Raw genomic sequence first — 22,279 nt, 5'->3', positions numbered from 1 at the left:
ATTCTTTTCTTATTTAATTGAATTAGGCTTTCTTGAGACTGTTAATCAGCGCAATGAGGTATCCCAAAGCGATGAAAGCACCCGGAGCCAATACAAATACCAACATTCCATATTCTTCCGGCATGATGGTCAGATTGAAAATCTTACCGGTTCCCAGGAATTCGCGAACAGCACCCAGCAATGTCAGGGCAATGGTAAAACCAAGTCCCATGCCGATACCGTCGAACATAGAAGCAACCGCGTTATTCTTGGCAGCGAAGGCTTCGGCACGTCCCAACACAATACAGTTCACCACAATCAACGGGATGAAAAGACCGAGCGTAGCGTACAGTCCCGGCACGTATGCCTGCATCACCATTTGAAGCAAGGTTACGAAAGACGCGATCACCACGATAAACGACGGGATACGCACCATATCCGGAATCAGGTTCTTGATTAAAGAGATCACCACATTCGAGCAAATCAAAACGAACATGGTAGCCAGTCCCATACCCATACCGTTGATGGCCGACGAAGTCGTACCCAATGTAGGACACATACCGAGCAGGAGTACAAACGTAGGATTCTCTTTGATAATCCCGTTCATCATTACTTTAAAGTTATTCATATCTGTCTCCTTTCTTATTTAGCACTGACCGAATCAGTAAGTTCAACTTTAATCGTAGCTCCCGTAGCAGCGTCAGAGTCTGCACCTGTAGCCTTTTGAGAAGCACCGCTGACACCGTTCACTTCACCACCTTCTGCCTTATAAGCCTGATAAGCAGCATTTACAGCATTCAGAAATGCACGTGAAGTAATAGTAGAAGCTGTAATGGCGTCCACCTGTCCGCCGTCCTTGCTGACAGTCAGCGGAGCTTCACCCGGATTCATGCCCAGGATAGACCTCGCACTTTCTTCGTGCGACACCGCCTGTTCGCTTTTGGCAGGGTCATAAGCACCAAACCATTTGTCGGCCTTCGAGCCCAGCCCCGGAGTTTCCGCATGAGCCAGCAGAGAGTAATTATAGATTTTGCCTTCGGCATTAAAGCCTACCAGCACTTTCAGTTCACCGCCGAATCCCATCGACTTGGCTTCAACAGCCGTACCGACCAGCTCTTCGCCGTTCTTTGCCGGATAGACGATAAAGTCAACGAATTTCTTTCCGTCTTTCTCACCGAAAATAGTATCGCTTTCCGCTACCGGATTGTTCGTAAATTCGGGAAGAACCTTCTTCAAAGCCTCGTTCAGCGTCTTTGCGTTCGCTTCGGCGATAGGGCCTTTCGTCAGTTCGTTCACATAAGCCAGCAACGCTACGGAAACAGCAGTCACGCCCGTAAGTACCAGCAACATATTCTTTAAAGATGATTCTAACTTTTTCATTTCTTCTTCGCTACCTCCCCAAAGCGTTTTGGTTTACAATAGGTGTTAATCAGCGGAGTGAACGCATTCATAATCAGGATGGCGAACGACATACCTTCGGGATAAGCACCGAACAGACGGATGACAACCGTCAGCAGACCGATACATACACCATAAATCAACATTCCTTTCTTACTCATCGGAGAAGTCACATAGTCGGTTGCCATAAAGACAGCACCCAGCATCAGACCACCGGAGAGCAACTGCAATACCGGAGAAACATATTTTTCCGGATCTGCCAGGTGCATGATACCCGCAAAGATAAACACGGTAGCCAGAATAGACACAGGAATATGCCACGTGATAATCTTCTTCCAGAGCATATAAACCAGTCCGAGCAATAGAGCCAATGCACTCACTTCACCCAGGCATCCGCCATTCTGTCCGATCAGCAAACTCAATGCATCCGGAATCCGGTTTAAAGCATCCATAGCCGCACTCTTATCTGCAGCATGAATCGCTTGTTTCATCAATGCCAGCGGAGTGGCACCGGTGGTAGCATCCGTATAAGCGGTCAACTGTCCGACTACCGGCCAGCTGGTCATCTGCACCGGGAAAGAGAGCAACAGGAACACACGTCCTGCCAGTGCCGGATTAAAAGGATTGCAGCCTAATCCACCGAAAGACATTTTGCCTACACCGATAGCAAACAGTGCACCCAGAATGATAATCCAGATAGGAAGATTAGACGGTAAGTTGAATGCCAGCAACACACCTGTAATGATGGCAGAGCCGTCGCAGATGGTCGTGGCCGGTTTCTTCAGTAGATATTTTCCGATCGCCCATTCGAAGAACAAACAAGCCGCAACGGAAGTAGCTGTAACAATCAGCGCACCCAGTCCGAAGAAATAGAGAGACACCAGAAAAGCCGGAACCAGTGCAATCAGCACGCCGTACATATTCTTCTTCACGCTGTCTCCGCCATGAACGTGGGGTGATAGTGATACGATTAATTTATTTTCCATATTCGTTATTTTTTAGCTTGACGTGCGCGAATCATAGCTCCGACCTTACCTTTGCCCAGACGACAATAGTCGAGCAGCGGACGGTTGGCAGGACAAGTGAACTGGCAAGAGCCGCACTCGATACAATCCATGATTCTCTCTTTTTCCATTGTTTCAAAATCTCCGTTTTCGGACAAAGCTCCGAGCAAGTAGGGTTCCAGTCCCATCGGGCAAGCGCTCACACACTTCGCGCAACGGATACAAGTCTGCGCCTCACCGCGTTTGGCTTCCTTCCGATTCATAATCAGGATACCGGAACTGCCCTTCGCAGTAGGAACCTCGATATTTACGAGCGCCTTACCCATCATCGGACCGCCGCCGATTACTTTTCCCGTATCTTCGGGCAGACCGCCGCAAGCGTCGATCAACTGCTTCATCGGCGTACCGATACGAGCCAGGAAGTTGGAAGGTTTCGCCACCGACTTTCCTGTCACGGTAATCACACGTTCGAACAACGGCTTATTTTTCTGTACAGCTTCATAAACGGCAAATGCTGTTCCCACGTTCTGCACGACTGCTCCCGTAGAGATAGGCAATGCGCCGCTCGCCACCTGACGTTTGGTGATCGCATCGATCAGCTGTTTTTCACCTCCTTGCGGATATTTCACCTTCAAGGGCACTACCTCGATGCCAGCATAGCCGGAAGCCACTTTGGTCATCAGTTCGATAGCATCCGGCTTATTATTTTCGATTCCGATAAATGCCTTGTTCACTTTCACCGCTTTCATCAGGATAGAAACACCTACCATAATTTCTTCCGCGTGTTCCAGCATCAGCTGATGGTCGGCAGTCAGGTAAGGTTCACACTCTACGGCATTGATAATCACACATTCAGCCTTGAAAGAAGGAGGAGGACAAAGTTTCACCTGCGTAGGGAAACAAGCACCGCCCAGACCTACGATTCCGGCATCGGCAATCTTCTTCACGATCTCTTCTGTGGAAAGTTCACACTCTTTCACCAGTGTGGTGCTACGGTCGATTGTTTCTTCCCATTCGTCGCCTTCCACATCAATGAAGATGGCAGGTTTCGCATAACCGCTGGCATCGACTATAGTATCAATCTTCGCCACTTTACCACTGACCGAAGAGTGAATTGCTGCCGAAACAAAGCCGGCAGGTTCGGCAATCTTAGTGCCCACCTTTACCACATCACCTTTCGCAACAATCGGTTTTGCAGGCGCACCGATGTGCTGCCCCAGCAGGATAACTGCCTTTGCAGGAACTTCCGCCGTGATAATAGGTTGATGTGCCGACAATTTATTTTCGTGTGGATGAACTCCACCAATTGAAAATGTCTTTAACATACAATTCTGTATTTTATTCTGTTATTATTCTGTTACTTTCGGAGCTTCAGCCGTTTCTTTCGGAGCAGCAGCCGTTTCTTTCGGAGCAGCAGCCGTTTCTTTCGGAGCAACTGCAGCCTTCGGAGCAGCAGCCGTAGCCTCTTCCGTCTTCGGCTTGCGCGGCGGGAAATTCAATGCGACAATGGTTCCTTGCGGACAGACTTCCTCACACTTGCGGCAAGATTTGCACTTGGCCGGGTCGATGTAAGCCAGGTTGTTCTCCAGCGTAATAGCCTCAAACGGACAAGTCTTCACACACTTGCCACAGCCGATACAGCTAACGGTACAAGCCTTGCGTGCCACGGCACCCTTGTCCTTATTCACACAAGAGACGTACACACGGCGCGACTTCTTGCCTTGCGGACGAATCTCGATAATCGCTTTCGGACACGCCTTCACACAAGCTCCACAAGCCGTACATTTCGCTTCGTCCACTTCGGGAATACCCGTTTCAGGATTCATGCGAATGGCATCGAACTGACAAGCCGCCACACAGTCGCCACACCCCAGACAGCCGTAGCTACAACCTGTTTCACCACCATATAGTGAGGCGGCGATAGCGCAGCTCTTCGCACCGTCATACAAATTGGTACGCGGACGATTCGCACACGTTCCGTTACATCTTACCACTGCTACCATCGGTTCAGCTTCACCAGCTGCCAGTCCGAGGATATCAGCCACTTTCGCCATGACAGGTTGTCCGCCTACAGGGCAGAATTTACCATCCAGCGAACCGGCTTTGACGCAAGCATCGGCAAAGCCGCTACAACCGGGATAGCCACATCCGCCGCAATTCGCCTGAGGAAGCACCTCCCCCACCTGGGCAATCCGCGGATCTTCATACACGGCGAATTTCTTGGAAGCCACATAAAGAATAGCGGCCAATACGAGCGCTATAGCTCCCAATGAAATCACTGCAATCAGAATCAAATTCATAATGTTTTTAGTTATTTATTGGTTTTATAGTAAATGAAAATTTTTGCTTCAATCGTGTTTTATTGAGCCACAAGACGAAATAATAAGGCGCGAGGACAGCCAGAGAAAGAAGTGCTGCATACAACTCATTCTCTATCCACGCCATCAAAAGAAACAATGAAAATATAAGAAGTACGAAAGGAAGTACGAAAGCAAATGACACTGCCATCATGCCCATCGATGTTTCGCCGACCACCATCACCTTCTCCCCCACCTGATAGGAAGAAGCTGCGGTATCTATAATATCTATGATTTTGTCCTTACTATCCGCCGAGGAACAATGCCCCTTTGCGCTACAAGCCGCACAAGCCGATGTCTGGACAATCCTCACCGACAGATGAGAACCCTGTATGTTTTCCACAATACCCAGATGCTTTATAGTATTATTCGTCATTTTGCAAACTCAACATTACAAATCGCGGCAAATTTAATCATTATTTGTGAACTACGAAGCATTCCCCATATTTTTTCTACATAATAAATTGTTATTTCTTCCATTTTCGTTATCGCACACGGAAAAAGATATAGCTACTATTTGATATGTTTGCAACAAAAAAAGGCAGGCGGGAAATTTTTTCCCGCCTGCCTTTTAGTATTCTGTTATTTTATTATAGCTGAAAACGCCGCCTCGAAACAGGACGGACAATATAGGTAAATTCCTTTTCTGTTTTTATCAAATAATCGAACCCACTAGTCAATATTATTTCCAATTCATCATCCAATACCAAATAACGGTCGTGATACTCCGGTAATGTACGATCTACAAATGTCCATTTTTCACAATGCGCTCTTAACATAGCTACATCCAGATACTGAGAATCATAGACTACAGTCAGTTGTTTTGTTGGGAAAATAGCCTTCAAAAGTTCTACATTGGCACCACCCTGAAAAGAATATTTATCATATACATAAATAGTTTTAGCTTTTCTGCATAGTGCTGCAATATGCTCTATAGCTTTCTGCCGGCTTTCACGCTTGAAAAAACAAGCGGTCAGATTATTTTCGATTTTATCTCCATTAATATTCACATAAGGATAATAATCCTTATCTGTACACAAAATAATCTTATACAATGTATTTTGAGCTAAATCCTCTAAGGGTTGCGTCGTAAAGCCACTTTTTCTAAGCGTAGTCTCTAATTGTGCACTAATACCCTTCCCGATCCTCTTGAGTTGGCTAGTATTCGTTAAAATAGAAGGTTTATAATAATGCAAAAGTTTCTCAATCAAATTTCTATCATAATCTCGTCCCTCCTTAAAGTTACAATACTCTTCTTGTAACTCATCACTCAATACAAAACTATAATTTCCCATATCATTCCATTTCTAAAAGTTCAGCCAATGTTGCATCAAAAAAGCCCCTCGGAAACTCAGGCTGAAAACGCCCATCCCTATTTAGCTGAATTCTTTCAAACGGGTCAACAATTTCTTTCTTATAATATATAATTGCCTTTTCCGCATCAAATTTCTTCTTAAATACCAAATATTGCAATTTATTAATCAAATGGTCGCAATGCGTTTCTATAATCAATTGAATACCGGCATTGGCGATAAAAGCAAAGAAATCCCCCAAGCGGGATTGAGCAGCCGGATGAAGATGTATTTCCGGGTTCTCAATCATTACTACATCTCCCGGTTGGGAACGTAAGCACAAAATAAGCACTTTTGCCAGATAACTCACACCAGCCCCCAATTGTGTAGGTAAGATTCCCGGAATATTGTCACTATTATATTTTACCTCCACTATCTGCTCATTCCTCTTTTCCGTTTTCAATTCCAGCTTCAATCCCAATATATAACTTTGCCAATAATTAAGTTGGGCAGCCAATGTAAACGAACTTTCATCTTTTACTAAAGCACTAATCAAGGCTTTAGATTTCTCTCTTTCAAAAGTACCTAACAGATAATTTCCATCAACACCACACACCGTTACAGAAGACATACTTGCCAAATTCTCGGCCCCCACACGGTTAGCCGACAGATAAAATAGATTTTTCTCTATTTCCAATCCGGCACATCCTGTCATATTCTCCTCTTCCTCCTTCTCTGAGAGTTTATATCCTACAATAGTTCCATCTATATCCAATCGAATCTCAATTTCTTTTGCATTCTCATATATATTCCTAAGAGTGGAAAAAGAAGAAAGCAACTGGCTCAAATGTAGTTGTCCGCTCTTGGTGGTAGCCTTATTCACCAATAAAATGGCCTGCAATACGCTCGATTTTCCAGTCGAATTCAGCCCCGTCAACAAAGTTAACGGCTTCAACGCCATCTTTTCATGCTTAATATTCTTCAAACCACTTATCGTCAGTTCTTGTATCATTATCTTAGTTCTTTTAAAAATTGATTTATACGTGAATATCTATATCCCAAGCTAGTAACAGAATCAACATTTCCCTGGAAATAACCACTTTCGTCCAACGACTCCTTCAAAGCTTCTATAGCTAGCCGTATCTCTTTTTTATAATCCAGATTCCATTCAAACATAAATAGATATATGAGGCATTCAAACAAAGGCATATTTATCGGGCGACGTTTACTTATACCCGAAAAACGGAAAGCATCTTCTCCCAATATCAAATAGATATTCCTTAAAGCGACTAAAAATGTCTCTTTCAACATTCCAACCTCATTCTCTGTCATGAATTGATTGATAAATATCATCACCTTAGCTAAAAAATCATCAATATCGCTTCGATACTCTATCGGCTTACCCAAATCGGCCGTTCGCAATTGTTGTGTCATTAACAGATAAAAAGCTATTGCCCGCAATACAATATACCGATCCCGCATTCGGGTAGGACTTACACCTCTTCCCGTTGCATCCTTAAACTCATCCGAATTGCAAATGTCATCTATAAGTGCAGTTGCATTACCCCGATATAAGGCATTGCGCATTTCTTGATTATTCAATCGGGTTCCACCACGATTTACTCTATCAAAAATATCATATTTCACACGTTCCGGAGTCGGCGGCTGAATAATATAGAAAAACAGTTGGTAGTCTTCGAATATCCCTTGCAATTTTAAGTCCAAATCAGCAAATGCACTTCCATTTAAGGTATGCAATATTTTCAAGTCCTTTAATTTGAATCCTCCCTCTAAGAACTTTAATATTGTATTGATACGCTGTCGTCCGTCAACCACCTGCTTCTTTCCATCTCTAGCCTCAAATAAGTACATAATAGGAATGGGTATTCCCATCAATATTGATTCTATCAATTCAGATGCCTGCCGGCCTTTCCATACGTCATTTCTTTGAAAATCGGGGGAAATAATTATTTCTTTTCTCTCTACGCACAAACGTCTTAAGTGCAAAATACTAAACTGAGCTTTCTCCACCCGCACTTCCGCATTGGGATAAATAGTCGACGAATTGTTTTGTTCCATATCCAATCCGGACTCACTTTCCAACCATTCTTCTTGTATTCTCATTTTGTACTATAAATTCTAGAGAACAAAGATAACAACTCTTAAGTTTAAAGCCAAAGAAATAAGACCTTAGTTACAACTATATCCAAAATCTTGTGTTATCCCGATAGAGAAAATTATCCTCACGTATCTCCGAGAATGTCTGTATCCCAATAGGGTATAATCTTTGCGAATCTTCCATATCAATCATATTTTCCACAAAGCTACAAAAAATATCCGTTCAAAAAAGGCAGGCGGGAAAAAATTTCCCGCCTGCAACTCTTTCACTTTATCTGTTTTTTCACTGTTCTCCCCGCTCCTCCTCTCTTCTCTTCCTGTACTCCAGATACAGCAACTTCCATTTATCCAAATACGCCTCGATTTCCTCCTCACTAAAGGAGTCAAAAAAGAAATCGACAACTTCTACGTAATGACTCAATCTGCCATCCAGCCCTTTTTTACATCATTGTAGGTAGAATGCCCGATACCTATTGCCTTATACACTTCAGGATTCTTCAAACCCAAACGGCCTTGCAACTCTGAAATACAAGCGCCCAAACTCTCATAACAAGCTTTTTCTTTTTTCATTCTTATTTATTGTTAAAAACACACCATAACGATTAATTATTTTAACTTTCATCCCGTATGTCGGGATGATGTTTATTCTGTCTTTGCTAATTTTACACCGTGTTTCAAAGCACGTTTGTGTTTTTTCGCAAAAGTAAAAATTTAAACTCATTACAACAAAAAAATATGCCAAACAACTACAGAATGTCCTATTTCATGCCACCCATCGCCCCCGTCAGGAATGAAGAAGGACGAATGGTCACCCCCGCCACCCTTCTCCCCTTCTGCGAAATCTCCGTGGAACAAGTTTTCCAGATGATCACCTGCAACGAAGACCTCAGGCTCCTGACCGGACAAGTACGCAACGCACCGGACATGCGGACGGCAAAAGCAACGCTCCTGCCTTACGTGACTCCCTGCGGCACCTTCACCCGTCGCAACAGCCAATGCTTCCTATCCCCCTCACGGCTGATAGTGATAGATGTAGACCACCTCGACTCCTACGAAGAAGCCGCCGGAATGCGCCGCACCTTGTTCGACGATCCCTTCCTCCGCCCTGTACTTACGTATATCAGCCCCAGCGGCCGGGGCGTGAAGGCATTCGTCCCGACCGGCACGTCCTTTCCGGCAGACGAGATACGGAATATCACAGAAAGCATCCACAGAGCCATGCAATATGTCGAAATGGCCTACACCCCGACAACGGACATCACTGCCCGAGCAACTGCCAAAGGTGTAGACGGTTCGGGGAAAGACCTGGCAAGAGCCTGCTTCCTCAGCCACGACCCCGAAGCCTTATTCAGAAACATCTGATATGACTTATAAGTCATTGCCTGACCATATACGAATTTATATTTCTCAATTGTATAATTCCCAATCCAAGAAAAATGAACAACATTGAATCACTAAGCCGCCTCACCGAGACAGTCGAAACGGCAGGAGCGGATATCGCCCCGACTTACATTGAGTACGTACAACTGGCATTTGCCATCGCCACAGATTGCGGCGAAGCCGGACGCGACTATTTTCACCGTCTCTGCCGCATGTCCGCCAAATATCAGCGTAAACAGGCCGACAGGGTATTCTCCAACGCACTCGCCACGAAACATGGCGACATACATCTGGGCACAGTGTTCCACCTTGCCGAAACCGCAGGGGTCACCCTCCGCAAAGAAGAAGTTATGAACAGCCCGGCGGGTACAAAAGGTACAGCAGGTGCACCCCGCAATTTTCTCACACACACGTGCGCGCGTAATAAGGTGGGAAATGACGAAAACGACGGAAACGGAGAAGAAGAATTATTGCCGGGCAGCGAACCGCAGCATCCGCTACCTACCTTCCCCGAAGCAGACTGGCCGGAGTTTCTGAAACGTATCATAAGCTATGGAAAGACTGCGGCCCAACATGACATCATGCTATTGGGAGCATTGACAGCCTTAGGCTCTTCCATGGAACGGTATGTGCGTTGTTCTTATGGCGGCAAATACCAGTATCCCTGCATGCAATGTTTCGTCATCGCTCCTTCCGCTTCCGGCAAAAGCATCCTTTCCTATATCCGGTTGCTCGTAGAACCTATCCACGACCAGATTCGTACAGAAGTGGCCGTACAGATGAAAGCATATAAGAGAGAGAAAGCGGCCTACGAAGCCATGGGCAAAGAGCGTTCAAAAGTGGAAGCTCCGCAAATTCCCGCCAACAGGATGTTTCTCATTTCCGGTAATAATACCGGTACGGGTATCCTGCAAAACATCATGGATTCCGAAGGAACAGGACTTATCTGTGAAGCCGAAGCGGATACCCTTTCCACTGCCATAGGCTCGGATTACGGCCACTGGAGCGACACGCTCCGCAAAGCGTTCGACCACGACCGCTTGTCTTACAACCGCCGTACGGACCAGGAATACCGGGAAGTAAAAAAGAGCTTTCTTTCCGTCCTGATTTCCGGAACACCCTCACAAGTCAGAACTTTTATTCCGACGACAGAAGACGGTGCGTTCTCCCGTCAACTGTTCTACTACCTGCACGGCATCTGGAAATGGGTGAGCCAGTTTACAGAAGACAATATAAATTTGGAAGAGATATTTACCGCTATGGGTTTGGAATGGAAAGAGAAACTGGATATGATAAAAGCACATGGAATTCACACACTCCAGCTCACGGTTGAACAGAAAGAAGAATTCGATGCACTCTTCTCCCGCCTGTTCTCCCGTTCGAGCATAGCCAATGGCAGGGAGATGTACAGTTTCGTAGCCCGCCTGGCTGTCAATCTGTGTCGCATCATGGCTGAAGTGGCTGTATTGCGTGCTCTCGAAAGTCCGCATTCTTATCAGTTCAAGGTATCCCCTGCTTCCGGCTTTACTCCCGACAAGGAGATTCCTACCGACAACATCAATGACGGCATTATTACCCGTTGGGACGTAACGATTACTCCCGAGGACTTTAAAGCCGTGCTTTCACTTGCCGAACCTCTCTACTGTCATGCCACGCATATCCTGTCTTTCCTTCCTGCTGTAGAAATCAGTCACCGTTCTAATGCCGACCGGGATTTCCTCTTCGAGCAGTTGGGTGAAAAATTTACCCGCGCACAGTTGTTGGAACAGGCAGCTGCCATAGGAATCAAAGAAAACACTGCCCTCAGCTGGTTGAAACGATTGACCAAAAAAGGAGTGTTTATCAGTATAGACGGAAAAGGAACTTACTCTCTCGCGCGTGTGCGTGTGTGAGGGAGCCCCCGAAAAGTGCACCTGCTGTACCCGCCCGTTATTAACAACGCAGTGATTGGTCTATACTAAAGCGGCGCTTTATGAGTGCTAAAGCTTAGCTTTACGCCCTCTAAAGCACCGCTTTAGCACTCGTAAAACGCCGCTCTCCTAAGGCTCGCCCAACGCATCCACAATCACCCTCACTTCCAACGGTGTGAAAGAGCGATGCTCCGGTTGATAACCCAAATCATACAAGCGTTGTAAAAGTCCGGGACACCGTAGGATCCATTTCTTCATTTTCCGGTAAGCGGCAATACCGGTAAGTTCGGGAGAGTAGAGTTGCGCCAACTCCATACGTCCATACGCACGTATTCTGAATTCGTTCATAATAGATAAGTTTCTGATTTATTGTCACAAAAGTAACAAAATATTTCCACATTACCAACGCTTTTGCATTGAATAACCGACCCTAATTGCATATAACCGACAAGGTATGAGCATAACGGTCCACAAGCGATTTTCCGGTAGTCAGCAGTTGTATCTTTGTATCGTCGAAAGGGGAAAGAATCCCGGAGACACCATGTATAACCCTTTAATTTATTGTTTTATGATTCGTTACAAAATTTATCAGAACCAGCAGAAGAAAGGCTTGAATGCGGGCAAGTGGTTCGCCCGTGCGGTAAGCGATGAGACGTATGATTTGGGCAAGCTTGCCGAACATATGTCGAAACACAATTCACCGTATTCCGGCGGTGTCATCAAGGGTGTGCTCACCGATATGGTGGAGTGCATCAAGGAGTTGCTGCTCGACGGCAAATGTGTGAAAATCGATGACCTTGCCATTTTCGGTGTGGGCATCCGCAGCAAGGCTGCCGAAACGTTGGAAGAGTTCTCGCTGGAGAAGAATATCATCGGCATGAGACTCAAGGCACGTGCCACCGGCAATCTGTCGACGACCAACCTGAAGCTCGACAGCCAACTGAGACAGCAGGCTGAGTATCAGAGACCCAGCACTTCCGGCGGCAACAATTCCGGTTCGGATTCCGGCAATACGCCCGACCCTAACCCGGATGGTGGCGGAGAGACTCCCGATCCGGATCCGGCAGCTTAATCCTTGCCTCTATCTCCTGTCTCTCCTATTTTCTGTGAGCCCTTCTTTTTGCGAAGGGCTCGCTAATATCCAAATCTTTTAATCTTAAAAAAAAATCGACTTATGAGCAATTCATCATCACGCCGCTCCGTATGGAGCCTGGTTCTCAAGATTATCATCACTGTAGCCACTGCCATCGGCGGTGTGCTCGGAGTGCAAAGCTGTATGTAGGCCAATGAGGACCATTACGCTAATTATCATTCATTGCAGCGCTACGCCGGAGGGGAAATCCCTCTCGGCGGAAGCCTGTCGTTCAGACCATATCCACCACCGTGGATTTCGCGACATCGGTTATCATTTCTATATCACACGTGACGGGGAAATCCATCGGGGACGGTCGCTTGAAAAGGTTGGGGCACATTGCCGGAATCATAACGCCCATTCGGTAGGCATTTGCTACGAAGGCGGGCTGGATGCAGAAGGAAAGCCGAAGGATACGCGCACTTTGGAGCAAAAGGGCTCGTTGCTTGCTTTGTTGAGGGAGTTGCGGCGACAGTTTCCGAAAGCGTTGATTGTGGGGCATCATGATTTGAATCCGATGAAGGGATGTCCGTGCTTTGAGTGTGTGAAGGAGTATTCAGATTTGTAAAAGAGGGAAATTTCATAGTAAAGGCGGTCACTTCACAAATGACCGCCTTTACTTGTTATACTATATTCTACTATTTTATTCTCAACAAATATATCGGCTATTCACCTACCAAATCTTCCACAATTTTTTTTCCGGGTAATATAATCAGAAGAAAAGAAATCAAAATTACTCAAACCCGTGAATAGGAAATCATTGAATAAATCCGGATTCTTGATAATATCTATAGAAGACACTTCACTCCCTTCACGTTGAAGGATATTCCAATATTTCAAATCAACTACATCCATCAAAAAAGTATCATTAGAACTGGCTATCAACTGTATATGATGTTCTATGCAAAAATCAAAAAGAATCTTTCCCAGTTTCGTAGAACGGTCATAGTCCAATCCTTCACACAAATCATCAATCAGTAACAAGGACGGGAATTCTCGAACAGACATATATTGTGCGTAAATGAGAAGATAAAGAGCACGGAACATTCCTTTTGACATCAAAGCATCAAAAAGTTGGCTCTTGACATTTTCCTCGTGAAACAACACCATTTTCAAATTACTACCATGTTCAAACAGTTCGATTCTTTGAATGGGATAACCAAGTTCATGTGCCTGGTCAATAACCTGTTGAATGGATTTTTCTGGTAAAGATTTAACCATCGCAAAGAGAGTTTGCCCTTGCCCTAATATATAAAAAGGTATAGCACTATCCCCTGCCATCTCTATTTCATTAAAGCATAATCCACACGCATGCTCTGCCCATAACATAATTTTCTCAATGAATGGATATTGCACTACATCACGGCGAACATGTAATGTCAATTTACTTACAGGAGGATTGATAGATTCACCACACAAAACAGTTCCATTTTCATTGCGAGACAATAAAGTCTCCCCATTTACTTTCAAGGACTCGTAAACCACATCTGCCCCTTTTAGACGAAATTCATAACTAATCGAGTCATTTTCATCTTCAAAAAGAAGCTCACTACGAAATATATCTAATGTGTTCCGTTCAGATAACTGCATCAAAAAAAGCAATACATTCCCCAAGGCACGAATTGTCCTGGACTTACCTACTGCATTCTTACCTACTAATAAATTAACTTCCTGTAAGTTGATAGGCGATGCCAATCTCCAATCTTTTCCTCTATATGTAAACTGAGTTAACTTCATTTTATTCTGTTATGGCTTTATCGTACAAAAGAACTAATTCTTTCTTAGATTTCCTAACTTTACAGGCTTTTTCATGCGGACTTTTTCACCCGAAGCGCTTGTGTGAAGGAGGTAAGCACTCGATTTAGAATATAATCAAACTTTCTTTGAAGTGACCGTACTCTTCAAGCCCGTCTCGCCAACATTCTCATTATTGGCATTGATCACTACCTTGAAGATGGTCATAAAGAAGATTTTTAGATCAAGAGCAAAACTCATATGTTTTGCATACCAAACATTCAGTTCGATACGTTCAGGCCATGGCACTTCTTTACGACCATTCACCTGTGCCCAACCGGTAACACCAGGAAGCACGTCAAACATGTGCTTTTGATGTTCGTCATACTGCTCGTAGGGCCAAGGATGATAAGTTAATGCAGGACGAGGACCAATCAACGCCATATCACCTTTGAGAATATTCACCAATTGAGGTAATTCATCTATAGAGGTAACTCTAAGAAGTTTCCCTATGCGAGTTATGCGACTATCACCTTTGTAAGAGTATACACCGGTGCCTTGTTTCTCTGCACCTACACACATCGAACGAAATTTCCAAATCTTAAAAGGCACACCATTTTTACCCAATCGCTCTTGTTTGAAGACAACAGGACCTTCTGAATCCAACTTAATCAGAATTGCTACTAGCACCAAAGGTACAAACAGAACGATCAATGCTACAAATGCAATCATAAAATCAATGAATCTTTTGAAATACTTATACATACTATCAATTAAAATTATAACTATTATACGCTCCGCTTATCTATATTATGAATTTTTCATCCAACTGAACCAATTACTAACCATACTCCCCAAAGATATTCACCATAAGATTCTTGACTGATGGAACTTCATAGAAAATATTAAATAAAAAACTTAAATACAATAATGCTTTACTGTTCAATGAATGCTTTAAGATTATTATACATTAAATCGAACATACGTCTATTATTACCATCCCCCACAAAAGAATTATGTGGACTAATAGCTACATTCTGCAACTTCCACAATGGTGAATGCTGTGGCAACGGTTCTGTTTCAAACACATCAAGAGCTGCAAATAAATCCCTACGTTCTTTAAGAATTTTACACATTGCAGGCTCATCAATCAATCCACCTCTTGCAATATTTACGAGAACAGCTCCCTTCTTCATAGCCTGCAATACTTCACAACTCACCAAGCCTTTAGTGGACGGCAGTAATGGAGCAGTCACAACAATTACATCAAACTCCTCTGCACTTTCTTTTAAAGTTTCTATTAAAGCCATATAATCAAACCCAAAGGTCTCATTTGTATGAATATCAAACCCTACAGTTTCAGCGCCAAATGCATGAAAACGCTTAGCTACCTCTTGTCCTACATTCCCCGCCCCAATAACAGCTACCTTTGTACCGAAAATTTCTTTCAATTCTCTATGCTTAGTCCAACGGCCAGATTTCTGCTCTTGACCAAAGAACCATCCTCGTTTGTAATATTCTAAAACTCGAAATAAAGCCCATTCTGCCATCGGAGTACTGTATACACCACGAGCATTAAATAATTTTATCTCACGAGACTTAATCTTATCTACTGGTACTCGATCAAATCCAGCACTTGTCAACTGAATAAACTTCAAATTACTAAAAGTATCAATATCATGATGCAAAAAAAATCCATTACAAACTATTGCATCAACTTCTGATACAGACAAAGGTACGCCCTCTGCTTCATGTTGCATGAAGTAGATAGAATAACCAAGATCTTTCAACTTTTGAATCTGTAGTTCTGAATAACTAAAACATCCTGTTAAAAGTAAATTCATTATCTATTGTTTTTTACAAATTCTTCGATTACCTTTTTGGTGGCTTTCCGATTTTGCTCAAAATATTCCGCTGTTTGCTGTTTGCATTCCGATTCTAAAGCTCGTATTGCACTAATTCCATTTTGGAATATTTCCCGTATTTTGTTTATGTCAGTCACCTGGTCTGTATTACAAAAAGAACGACTCACAATTACTTGCTGGCTACCCAATCTATAATGTTCCTTTAAAATCATACGTCCTGGTACAGCACCACTGTCCAAAGCTGCAATACCACCAAATCCAAATGGAATATTTTTCTTCTTAATGAAATTTGTCCACTTATCTACCGATCCATTAGCCAATAATTCAAACATGAACTTCATTCCCAATGCTAAATGCATATCATTAAGCCCCAAGTGAATCATATCAATACCAGGAACAGCAATAATATCTTCTAGAATAGCAACTGCTTCAGGTGTCTCAAGAAGAAGACAGCACTTTACGCGACCACTTACAGCCTTAACAAAACGCTCCACCTCAATTACTGTTTTAAAAAAAGGCAACATAATAATATCTGCACCCGCCTCAATTACTCCATTTATTTCATCTTCCGATGATACATAATCCGGCATTGTATCATGTATGGGATTTACACGTACTAGCACCTTTGCCTTTTTGACAGCCGCTTTGATACTACGGACATCATCTACCGTATGGTGATTTTGTACAGTATCCAATCCTGACTGTCTGACATCCTTACCAATAAATTCCATATCCACAAAAATCCAATCTACACCTGCTTCTTCAGCAATTTGCGCAATCTCTGGATGTTTTGTGATATACATTAAGTTCATCATAATATTATTATTTTCCAAAATAGATTTCCTCAAGTTCTTTTTTCACAGAAGTAAAAGTGAAATCTTGAGCAAAAATTATAGCGTTTTGAACGATCCGCTTACATAAGTCATCATTATCCAATAAGTTTAATACACGATTACCCATTGCCTCATAATCATTTGGATCCACTATATAACCATTTATACCATCCTGAATAAGTTCTCTGTGACCGCGATTCAAACTTGCCACTACAGGATTGCCAGAGAGCATTGATTCAACAATATTTAGAGGTAAACCCTCACGCAACGAACAACTCACCTGTACATCTATGATATGTTGATAATCTTGAAGATTGGTCACGTAGCCAATCAACTTTACATTCCGTTCTAATCCTTCTTGTTTGATTAATTGTTCCAAAAACTTCTGCTTTGGCCCATTACCAGCCAACAATAATATAGCTTCAGGATATTTAGCAACCACCTTGTGCATCATTCGTATAGCCATTGACTGATTCTTATTGTCATTTAGTTCACCAATACAGAGCAATATCTTAGCATTTTTAGAGTACCCCATTTTTCCACGCAGAGACAGTTTCTCTTCAATGGTTACAGGTTTATAACGTTCTCCACTCACGCCTACACCATGCATATATGCTACCTTGCAATGAAATGCTTCAGAAGCAACTTTATAATCCTCATGTGTTATAGTAATGAGAATGTCAGTCATTTTACTAAAGAATTTTTCTATTGGATAAAAAATCATCCAATTCTTCTTAGGTGCCCCATCATAAAAATGAAAGCCATGAGCCGTATAAAACAGTTTTGTACCCTTCTTACGAGCAGCACGTGTAGCTAATCTTGCTATCATACCACCCATTGGTGTATTACAATGTACTACCTCATAATTACCTGAATCTACAATTGTCTTAAGTTGATTGTAAGCTGTTATATTCTCTTTGCTCTTTGGGGAACGTGAAAAACGTACATCAAAAACCTTATCAACAAAATCCAGCTGTAATCCATTCTTCTCCGCCAAATTATTTCGTGCTGCTGCATGCACCTCATATCCATGTGCATGTAATACTTCAGACAAAGGTCTATGGAATTGGGCAATATGACTTTGCACTGTTGCAACTAGTAAAATTTTCTTTGTCATATATAACAATATTATACAAGGAGGGCTGCGTCAATCATAATTACTGACGCAACTTTTATTTATCTAAAAAAAATTATTTTCTAATAAACTCTCTGAGCACAATCAAAGACTTAAAATCAAATAAAGTATCAGTCACTAGAAAGGATACCACTGTTACAATCGCAACGACTGCTGAAACCAAACACCACTCAATAAATGAATCAATCTCAGGAAGGAACCATTGAGCTAAATATACCAATACCACCATCCATACTAGATTAATACCCCACCGCTTATAAGTCTGCCAAGGTAAGCGATGAAGAATGTTCCAGTTAGCATAAATAATAACATCATTCGTACGATATACCAAGGCAGCTATTGTGCCCACTAATACACCATAAATACTTATATATTGTACCATAATAAGACTGACCATCAAATTGATAACACTCTCGATGATTGAGCGCCATTGAGTCTGCTTAAAGGCACCTGCAAAGTTTATGATTTGACTGGATGTTCGGCGAGCATACATCAACACATTAACTGCCACAAACAGGTAAGGCAGATACTCGTCAGTATAGTTGGCATCCGTAAACTCACCTGCATAAATTTCCATGAAAGAAGGTATCATAATCAATGCTATCGTAAACAATGCAAAAGAAAAGCCAAGATAATACGTTTCATAGGCTTCTTGCAGCCTCATAAACCGTTTACGATCAGAGTTAAACGCCTGCCCCATAACAAACTCAACACAACTGCATAATGTATCAATAATATTACCTACACTACAGAAAATAAGATTGTATAAAGCATACACACTTACCGTCTTCAAACCACAAAAATAGGTTAGCACAATCATATCCGTATTATTAAATACGAGACCTGATAGCTGATGAACAATCACGAATTTACTTTGCCCAAGGGCTTTATAATCCGGTTTTGCAGAAAGGTTTAGCCAAGGATATTGTTTCTTAACATACCATGTTATATAAATCATTTGACACAAATTGGTCAAGAAATAGGCTATCTGGACAGCTATAATGTCAAATCCAAGTACTATCAGAAGAATCTGAGCAATATAAGATGTAATAGTTACGGCTGTTTGAATATTAGTAGTCACATAACTTCGACCATCTACACGAAGCAAAATGACCAATTTACCCTGAAAGAAATAACGTATCACACCTGCAAATCCCTGCAGCAAGATAATGGCAGCTACGGTTAGTGGGGCAAGCTCTACTTTGAAAATGTATGGATATGCAAAAGCCAATACCAATACAGCGAGTCCATACAGAAATCCAGTCCGCCGGAAATAACGATTAGTAGCTGCCATGATTTCAGATGCTTTCAGCGTATCATTGATCGCTATGGGCGCATACATGGCCTGAAGTGCCGCTGTTCCAACGCCCGCCTCCAGCAAGGCTACATATACGAAAATTTGCTTAACTGATGAAAGTAATCCATTAACCTCTGAACCGAATCCTCCAATCAGCAACTTAGGCAACAGTATGCCAAGCAAAAGGGTTACTACCTGCGAAATGATACCAAAAATTAGAATCTGTTTACTCTTCTGCTTATTATTCATTTACGCTTACTTTTAGAGAGATATTCCTTGTATGGCAACTCAAAATTCACATATTGATAATGTGGCGCAAATTGCTTCTCCTTTGGTTCGCGAAAATCAGTACGGTTGTATCTAGTATGCAGATACTCATACATATCACGAACAATCATATATTCTCGTTCTTCAAATCTAACCATAACATAATTCTCGAATATTTCGGGAGCAAAACGTGTGGTATTGGCATAAGCACCAAACAGTTCCGAATAGGTATACTTCGACGAAGATTTGCTACTAAGTTCCACTACGAACTGAAAGAACTTCAAATAAAGTCTTTTGCTACGAAGAATCGTACTTAACATCAAGTTACGTAACCTCTGCTGCAAATTAGTAGGTTTCACCTTTCCTATCATGACAACCTGCGATACTTTCCATAAAAAAGTACTCATGGAAGCCAAGAAATTAGTGGGAATCCTATCGTAAACAGTTATATCCAAAAATACCCCCGACACACAACCGTCCTGCTGAACGATAGTTGTATGATCATTCATAATCTTAGTGAAAGGAGTGTCAAAATCAGTCCCTGTCTGATAGTTGTGTATAGAAAATCCTTCTGGTAGTTCGCTCTTTGCTACCTGAATGAAACAGTTATAATTATCACGTGTCATCATCAAGTCTATATCATCATCCCATGGCAGACAGGCGTTATGCAAATATGCGCCCACTACACTTCCCCCACATAAAGAATATTTTATTCCATACTTATGACAAATACCGTCAACAATATCCAGTATCTCCAGACACTTCTTTTGAATTTTTCTTACTTCCGTATCCATAGTAAGAGATAATATATTTTTAATTTCCAATGAATATAATTACTAAGAATTCCCTCCAGCGCTTTTCTTCTAATATACGAGCGCATATAGCTCAATAAATGGTCTGCTGTTTGAGATTGGTTTTCTACTTGCTGCATACGTGCTTTACTTTCGTTATATTTCAAAGTGCACACATCCAACAAAAAGGCTATTGCATAACCCTTAAGATGTGGGTAAGCACTGACAGTGTCCCAATACATCCGGTCGTGTACCTCAAATGAATCCTTCAGACTTTGTACGTTTAGCCCCCCATGTGTTGCACTACCTTGACGCACAAGATTACAGTATAAAGGATGATGCACAAAAACCGCAGAACTGACATGTTGCAAATAATCTAACAGAAAATTACCATCCTCTGCTGATTTAAGCTTCGTATTAAACTGCAAATTACCCATGACTGACTTACGGAACAACTTGGTTACCACTCCATGGCGAATAGTCGGAGGCATATCTGCAAGCTTGCGATATATCTCCTCACGAGACATCAACTCATCTTCCCTCACCTCATAAGCTCTGCTTTCATCACGCTGATACTCCTCGTTGAAATAATCATATCCGCACACAACCATATCTGCATGATGATTCTCCATGGCTCTTAGCATACATTCATACATATCTGCAGCACAAAAATCATCCGGGTCACAGAATCCGATATATTCGCCGTGGGCCTTGTACAAGCCTGCATTGCGAGCTGCAGAAACACCCATATTAGGCTGATGGATAACTTGAATACGACTATCTTGCTGTGCATATTCATCGCAGATTCTACCACAGTTGTCTGGCGATCCATCGTTTACCAAAATGATTTCCAAATCTCTATATGTTTGGTTAATTAAACTCTCTATACATTTAGGCAAGAATTTTTCAACCTTATAGGCAGGAACAATGATACTTATCATATTACTTATAACTTAGAATTTTCCGAGAATCCACGGGCATCGTCTATTAATGAAGGATACTACCGGATATAATAAAACACAAGTCAGTAAAACATTACAAACAGCCATACACAAACTAAGGCAAGAAATGCCATCATATGGAATTCCCAGTTTATTCCAAACAATAAAAAAGATTTCTATCGCCATACGATGTAAACCATACAACAGCAAGGAATTCACGCCTAAGAATATTAACATGCGAGGAATCGATATTTGTTTTAAAAGTAATACTGTGGCGTAGGTAGCGCTAATAGCACCGAGATAAAACAAGGGTAAACAGCCATAACTATTTCCCCAAATATCAACTCTATCCCATACGACAAAATTTATAGTCGATACCAACAATGAAAAACAAAACAGCAGACCTGCTATCCACTTGTTATTTTCAAAGGTCCACTTAACAGATACCCTTTTATATAAAATACCAAGAATAATATAAACGCTTGCCATCGGAACTAAATCAATATTCCAAATCAAGTTTACACATCCAGTACAAATAGTCAAGTAATGAATTAAAGCCAAAATTAACAAGATTACCCCTAATTTAATATTTGCCGTTAATTTAGCTCTACTCAATACATACACACAAAGTTCCGAAAGGAAAAGCACCGGCAAAAACCATAAATAGGTATGACGTTGCTGCATTAAAAATGCTAACGCCTCTGCCCCTATATCATAATGTCCTCCGTGAGTATGGCTTAATACACCATAGAAAATAAGATTACAGAACTTAAGTACATGACAAAAATTTGAAAACATCGAATTTTGGGGTATAAGTCGGACGCAGAAGTATTGTTGAAATCTCCT

At 42.2% G+C, this 22,279-nt stretch carries 25 protein-coding genes; 5 read left to right on the top strand and 20 right to left on the bottom strand.

The window, feature by feature from the left end; all coding sequences use genetic code 11:
* Nucleotides 1–22: 22 nt before the first annotated feature.
* The 10 genes from NSB03_RS11095 to NSB03_RS11050 form a co-directional block, all read right to left on the bottom strand.
* On the bottom strand, nt 23–607 hold the full coding sequence (locus NSB03_RS11095; protein WP_024987232.1) for an RnfABCDGE type electron transport complex subunit E: 585 nt from the start codon (nt 605–607) through the stop codon (nt 23–25).
* A 14-nt stretch (nt 608–621) separates the two neighbouring features.
* Entirely contained in the window at nt 622–1,359 is a 738-nt protein-coding gene (locus NSB03_RS11090; protein ID WP_024987231.1) for an RnfABCDGE type electron transport complex subunit G, read from the bottom strand.
* The gene (locus NSB03_RS11085) at nt 1,356–2,363 is read right to left on the bottom strand and encodes an RnfABCDGE type electron transport complex subunit D (protein WP_136013431.1); all 1,008 of its coding nucleotides are present in this window, start codon (nt 2,361–2,363) and stop codon (nt 1,356–1,358) included. Before NSB03_RS11085 ends, NSB03_RS11090 begins: the two co-directional genes overlap by 4 nt.
* Before the next feature lie 5 nt (nt 2,364–2,368).
* Nucleotides 2,369–3,706, bottom strand: a complete 1,338-nt coding sequence (gene rsxC, locus NSB03_RS11080; RefSeq protein WP_024987230.1) for an electron transport complex subunit RsxC — start codon at nt 3,704–3,706, stop codon at nt 2,369–2,371.
* Nucleotides 3,707–3,730: 24 nt separating this feature from the next.
* Nucleotides 3,731–4,681 carry a Fe-S cluster domain-containing protein gene (locus tag NSB03_RS11075; protein WP_257466395.1) on the bottom strand — a complete coding sequence of 317 codons (951 nt, stop codon included), beginning with the start codon at nt 4,679–4,681 and terminating at the stop codon, nt 3,731–3,733.
* Nucleotides 4,682–4,688: 7 nt separating this feature from the next.
* Nucleotides 4,689–5,114 carry a SoxR reducing system RseC family protein gene (locus NSB03_RS11070; protein ID WP_024987229.1) on the bottom strand — a complete coding sequence of 142 codons (426 nt, stop codon included), beginning with the start codon at nt 5,112–5,114 and terminating at the stop codon, nt 4,689–4,691.
* 214 nt (nt 5,115–5,328) lie between these two features.
* On the bottom strand, nt 5,329–6,033 hold the full coding sequence (locus tag NSB03_RS11065; protein ID WP_024987228.1) for a hypothetical protein: 705 nt from the start codon (nt 6,031–6,033) through the stop codon (nt 5,329–5,331).
* Between the two features lies 1 nt (nt 6,034).
* A complete protein-coding gene (locus tag NSB03_RS11060; protein WP_024987227.1) occupies nt 6,035–7,042 on the bottom strand; it encodes an AAA family ATPase in 1,008 nt (335 codons plus the stop codon).
* Nucleotides 7,042–8,109, bottom strand: a complete 1,068-nt coding sequence (locus NSB03_RS11055; protein WP_242357565.1) for a DUF262 domain-containing protein — start codon at nt 8,107–8,109, stop codon at nt 7,042–7,044. The genes NSB03_RS11060 and NSB03_RS11055 overlap by 1 nt, the downstream gene beginning before the upstream one ends.
* Before the next feature lie 456 nt (nt 8,110–8,565).
* Complete coding sequence (locus NSB03_RS11050) at nt 8,566–8,718, bottom strand: hypothetical protein (RefSeq protein WP_168355346.1); 153 nt, start codon at nt 8,716–8,718, stop codon at nt 8,566–8,568.
* Between the two features lie 165 nt (nt 8,719–8,883).
* Between NSB03_RS11050 and NSB03_RS11045 the strand changes: the two genes are divergently transcribed.
* Nucleotides 8,884–9,510: a BT4734/BF3469 family protein gene (locus tag NSB03_RS11045; protein ID WP_024987225.1), complete on the top strand. Its 627-nt coding sequence runs from the start codon at nt 8,884–8,886 to the stop codon at nt 9,508–9,510.
* A gap of 74 nt (nt 9,511–9,584) precedes the next feature.
* Entirely contained in the window at nt 9,585–11,420 is a 1,836-nt protein-coding gene (locus NSB03_RS11040) for a DUF3987 domain-containing protein (RefSeq protein WP_257466394.1), read from the top strand.
* A 147-nt stretch (nt 11,421–11,567) separates the two neighbouring features.
* Here the strand turns inward: NSB03_RS11040 and NSB03_RS11035 are convergent, their stop codons facing one another.
* The gene (locus tag NSB03_RS11035) at nt 11,568–11,786 is read right to left on the bottom strand and encodes a DUF4248 domain-containing protein (RefSeq protein ID WP_172503503.1); all 219 of its coding nucleotides are present in this window, start codon (nt 11,784–11,786) and stop codon (nt 11,568–11,570) included.
* 220 nt (nt 11,787–12,006) lie between these two features.
* Here NSB03_RS11035 and NSB03_RS11030 point away from each other — a divergent pair, with 220 nt between their 5' ends.
* The 3 genes from NSB03_RS11030 to NSB03_RS11020 all read left to right on the top strand — a co-directional run bounded on the left by NSB03_RS11030 (nt 12,007) and on the right by NSB03_RS11020 (nt 13,138).
* Nucleotides 12,007–12,510 carry an HU family DNA-binding protein gene (locus tag NSB03_RS11030; RefSeq protein ID WP_024987223.1) on the top strand — a complete coding sequence of 168 codons (504 nt, stop codon included), beginning with the start codon at nt 12,007–12,009 and terminating at the stop codon, nt 12,508–12,510.
* A gap of 102 nt (nt 12,511–12,612) precedes the next feature.
* On the top strand, nt 12,613–12,720 hold the full coding sequence (locus NSB03_RS11025) for a smalltalk protein (protein ID WP_005680790.1): 108 nt from the start codon (nt 12,613–12,615) through the stop codon (nt 12,718–12,720).
* Nucleotides 12,721–12,724: 4 nt separating this feature from the next.
* The gene (locus NSB03_RS11020) at nt 12,725–13,138 is read left to right on the top strand and encodes an N-acetylmuramoyl-L-alanine amidase (RefSeq protein ID WP_024987222.1); all 414 of its coding nucleotides are present in this window, start codon (nt 12,725–12,727) and stop codon (nt 13,136–13,138) included.
* 101 nt (nt 13,139–13,239) lie between these two features.
* On the opposite strand, the gene NSB03_RS11015 is transcribed toward NSB03_RS11020, so the two are convergent.
* The 9 genes from NSB03_RS11015 to NSB03_RS10975 form a co-directional block, all read right to left on the bottom strand.
* The gene (locus tag NSB03_RS11015; protein WP_172503504.1) at nt 13,240–14,307 is read right to left on the bottom strand and encodes an AAA family ATPase; all 1,068 of its coding nucleotides are present in this window, start codon (nt 14,305–14,307) and stop codon (nt 13,240–13,242) included.
* 135 nt (nt 14,308–14,442) lie between these two features.
* Nucleotides 14,443–15,069, bottom strand: a complete 627-nt coding sequence (locus tag NSB03_RS11010; protein ID WP_128824319.1) for a sugar transferase — start codon at nt 15,067–15,069, stop codon at nt 14,443–14,445.
* A gap of 170 nt (nt 15,070–15,239) precedes the next feature.
* The gene (locus NSB03_RS11005) at nt 15,240–16,148 is read right to left on the bottom strand and encodes an NAD(P)-dependent oxidoreductase (RefSeq protein ID WP_024987218.1); all 909 of its coding nucleotides are present in this window, start codon (nt 16,146–16,148) and stop codon (nt 15,240–15,242) included.
* Nucleotides 16,148–16,984 carry an aldolase/citrate lyase family protein gene (locus tag NSB03_RS11000; protein WP_172503505.1) on the bottom strand — a complete coding sequence of 279 codons (837 nt, stop codon included), beginning with the start codon at nt 16,982–16,984 and terminating at the stop codon, nt 16,148–16,150. The genes NSB03_RS11005 and NSB03_RS11000 overlap by 1 nt, the downstream gene beginning before the upstream one ends.
* 7 nt (nt 16,985–16,991) lie before the next feature.
* Nucleotides 16,992–18,119, bottom strand: a complete 1,128-nt coding sequence (locus tag NSB03_RS10995) for a glycosyltransferase family 4 protein (RefSeq protein WP_024987216.1) — start codon at nt 18,117–18,119, stop codon at nt 16,992–16,994.
* Nucleotides 18,120–18,192: 73 nt separating this feature from the next.
* Entirely contained in the window at nt 18,193–19,683 is a 1,491-nt protein-coding gene (locus tag NSB03_RS10990) for an MATE family efflux transporter (protein ID WP_024987215.1), read from the bottom strand.
* Nucleotides 19,680–20,495 (bottom strand): LicD family protein, encoded by an 816-nt coding sequence (locus NSB03_RS10985; protein WP_024987214.1) that lies wholly within the window; start codon nt 20,493–20,495, stop codon nt 19,680–19,682. The genes NSB03_RS10990 and NSB03_RS10985 overlap by 4 nt, the downstream gene beginning before the upstream one ends.
* Nucleotides 20,480–21,433, bottom strand: coding sequence for a glycosyltransferase family 2 protein (locus NSB03_RS10980; RefSeq protein ID WP_128824318.1), 954 nt, complete (start codon nt 21,431–21,433; stop codon nt 20,480–20,482). Before NSB03_RS10980 ends, NSB03_RS10985 begins: the two co-directional genes overlap by 16 nt.
* Nucleotides 21,434–21,445: 12 nt before the next feature.
* Nucleotides 21,446–22,279, bottom strand: an 834-nt coding sequence (locus tag NSB03_RS10975; RefSeq protein WP_257466393.1) for an acyltransferase family protein, incomplete at its 5' end; no start/stop codon positions are given.

Origin of the sequence: Bacteroides acidifaciens, assembly GCF_024623065.1 — a bacterium.
GTDB classification, from domain to species: Bacteria; Bacteroidota; Bacteroidia; order Bacteroidales; family Bacteroidaceae; genus Bacteroides; species Bacteroides acidifaciens.
Note: the sequence above shows the minus strand (reverse complement) of the source record. Positions and strands in the feature narration are given on the sequence as shown.

Excerpts from the sequence above, each read along its gene's own strand:
- NSB03_RS11050 (WP_168355346.1), bottom strand. The coding sequence starts at position 8,718 with ATGAAAAAAGAAAAAGCTTGTTATGAGAGTTTGGGCGCTTGTATTTCA.
- NSB03_RS10985 (WP_024987214.1), bottom strand. The coding sequence starts at position 20,495 with ATGGATACGGAAGTAAGAAAAATTCAAAAGAAGTGTCTGGAGATACTG.
- NSB03_RS11025 (WP_005680790.1), top strand. The coding sequence starts at position 12,613 with ATGAGCAATTCATCATCACGCCGCTCCGTATGGAGCCTGGTTCTCAAG.
- NSB03_RS11000 (WP_172503505.1), bottom strand. The coding sequence starts at position 16,984 with ATGATGAACTTAATGTATATCACAAAACATCCAGAGATTGCGCAAATT.
- NSB03_RS11045 (WP_024987225.1), top strand. The coding sequence starts at position 8,884 with ATGCCAAACAACTACAGAATGTCCTATTTCATGCCACCCATCGCCCCC.
- NSB03_RS11070 (WP_024987229.1), bottom strand. The coding sequence starts at position 5,114 with ATGACGAATAATACTATAAAGCATCTGGGTATTGTGGAAAACATACAG.
- NSB03_RS11005 (WP_024987218.1), bottom strand. The coding sequence starts at position 16,148 with ATGAATTTACTTTTAACAGGATGTTTTAGTTATTCAGAACTACAGATT.
- NSB03_RS10995 (WP_024987216.1), bottom strand. The coding sequence starts at position 18,119 with ATGACAAAGAAAATTTTACTAGTTGCAACAGTGCAAAGTCATATTGCC.
- NSB03_RS11065 (WP_024987228.1), bottom strand. The coding sequence starts at position 6,033 with ATGGGAAATTATAGTTTTGTATTGAGTGATGAGTTACAAGAAGAGTAT.
- NSB03_RS11090 (WP_024987231.1), bottom strand. The coding sequence starts at position 1,359 with ATGAAAAAGTTAGAATCATCTTTAAAGAATATGTTGCTGGTACTTACG.
- NSB03_RS11010 (WP_128824319.1), bottom strand. The coding sequence starts at position 15,069 with ATGTATAAGTATTTCAAAAGATTCATTGATTTTATGATTGCATTTGTA.
- NSB03_RS11015 (WP_172503504.1), bottom strand. The coding sequence starts at position 14,307 with ATGAAGTTAACTCAGTTTACATATAGAGGAAAAGATTGGAGATTGGCA.
- NSB03_RS10980 (WP_128824318.1), bottom strand. The coding sequence starts at position 21,433 with ATGATAAGTATCATTGTTCCTGCCTATAAGGTTGAAAAATTCTTGCCT.
- NSB03_RS11035 (WP_172503503.1), bottom strand. The coding sequence starts at position 11,786 with ATGAACGAATTCAGAATACGTGCGTATGGACGTATGGAGTTGGCGCAA.
- NSB03_RS11095 (WP_024987232.1), bottom strand. The coding sequence starts at position 607 with ATGAATAACTTTAAAGTAATGATGAACGGGATTATCAAAGAGAATCCT.
- NSB03_RS11075 (WP_257466395.1), bottom strand. The coding sequence starts at position 4,681 with ATGAATTTGATTCTGATTGCAGTGATTTCATTGGGAGCTATAGCGCTC.
- NSB03_RS11060 (WP_024987227.1), bottom strand. The coding sequence starts at position 7,042 with ATGATACAAGAACTGACGATAAGTGGTTTGAAGAATATTAAGCATGAA.
- NSB03_RS10990 (WP_024987215.1), bottom strand. The coding sequence starts at position 19,683 with ATGAATAATAAGCAGAAGAGTAAACAGATTCTAATTTTTGGTATCATT.
- rsxC (WP_024987230.1), bottom strand. The coding sequence starts at position 3,706 with ATGTTAAAGACATTTTCAATTGGTGGAGTTCATCCACACGAAAATAAA.
- NSB03_RS11020 (WP_024987222.1), top strand. The coding sequence starts at position 12,725 with ATGAGGACCATTACGCTAATTATCATTCATTGCAGCGCTACGCCGGAG.
- NSB03_RS11085 (WP_136013431.1), bottom strand. The coding sequence starts at position 2,363 with ATGGAAAATAAATTAATCGTATCACTATCACCCCACGTTCATGGCGGA.
- NSB03_RS11040 (WP_257466394.1), top strand. The coding sequence starts at position 9,585 with ATGAACAACATTGAATCACTAAGCCGCCTCACCGAGACAGTCGAAACG.
- NSB03_RS11030 (WP_024987223.1), top strand. The coding sequence starts at position 12,007 with ATGATTCGTTACAAAATTTATCAGAACCAGCAGAAGAAAGGCTTGAAT.
- NSB03_RS11055 (WP_242357565.1), bottom strand. The coding sequence starts at position 8,109 with ATGGAACAAAACAATTCGTCGACTATTTATCCCAATGCGGAAGTGCGG.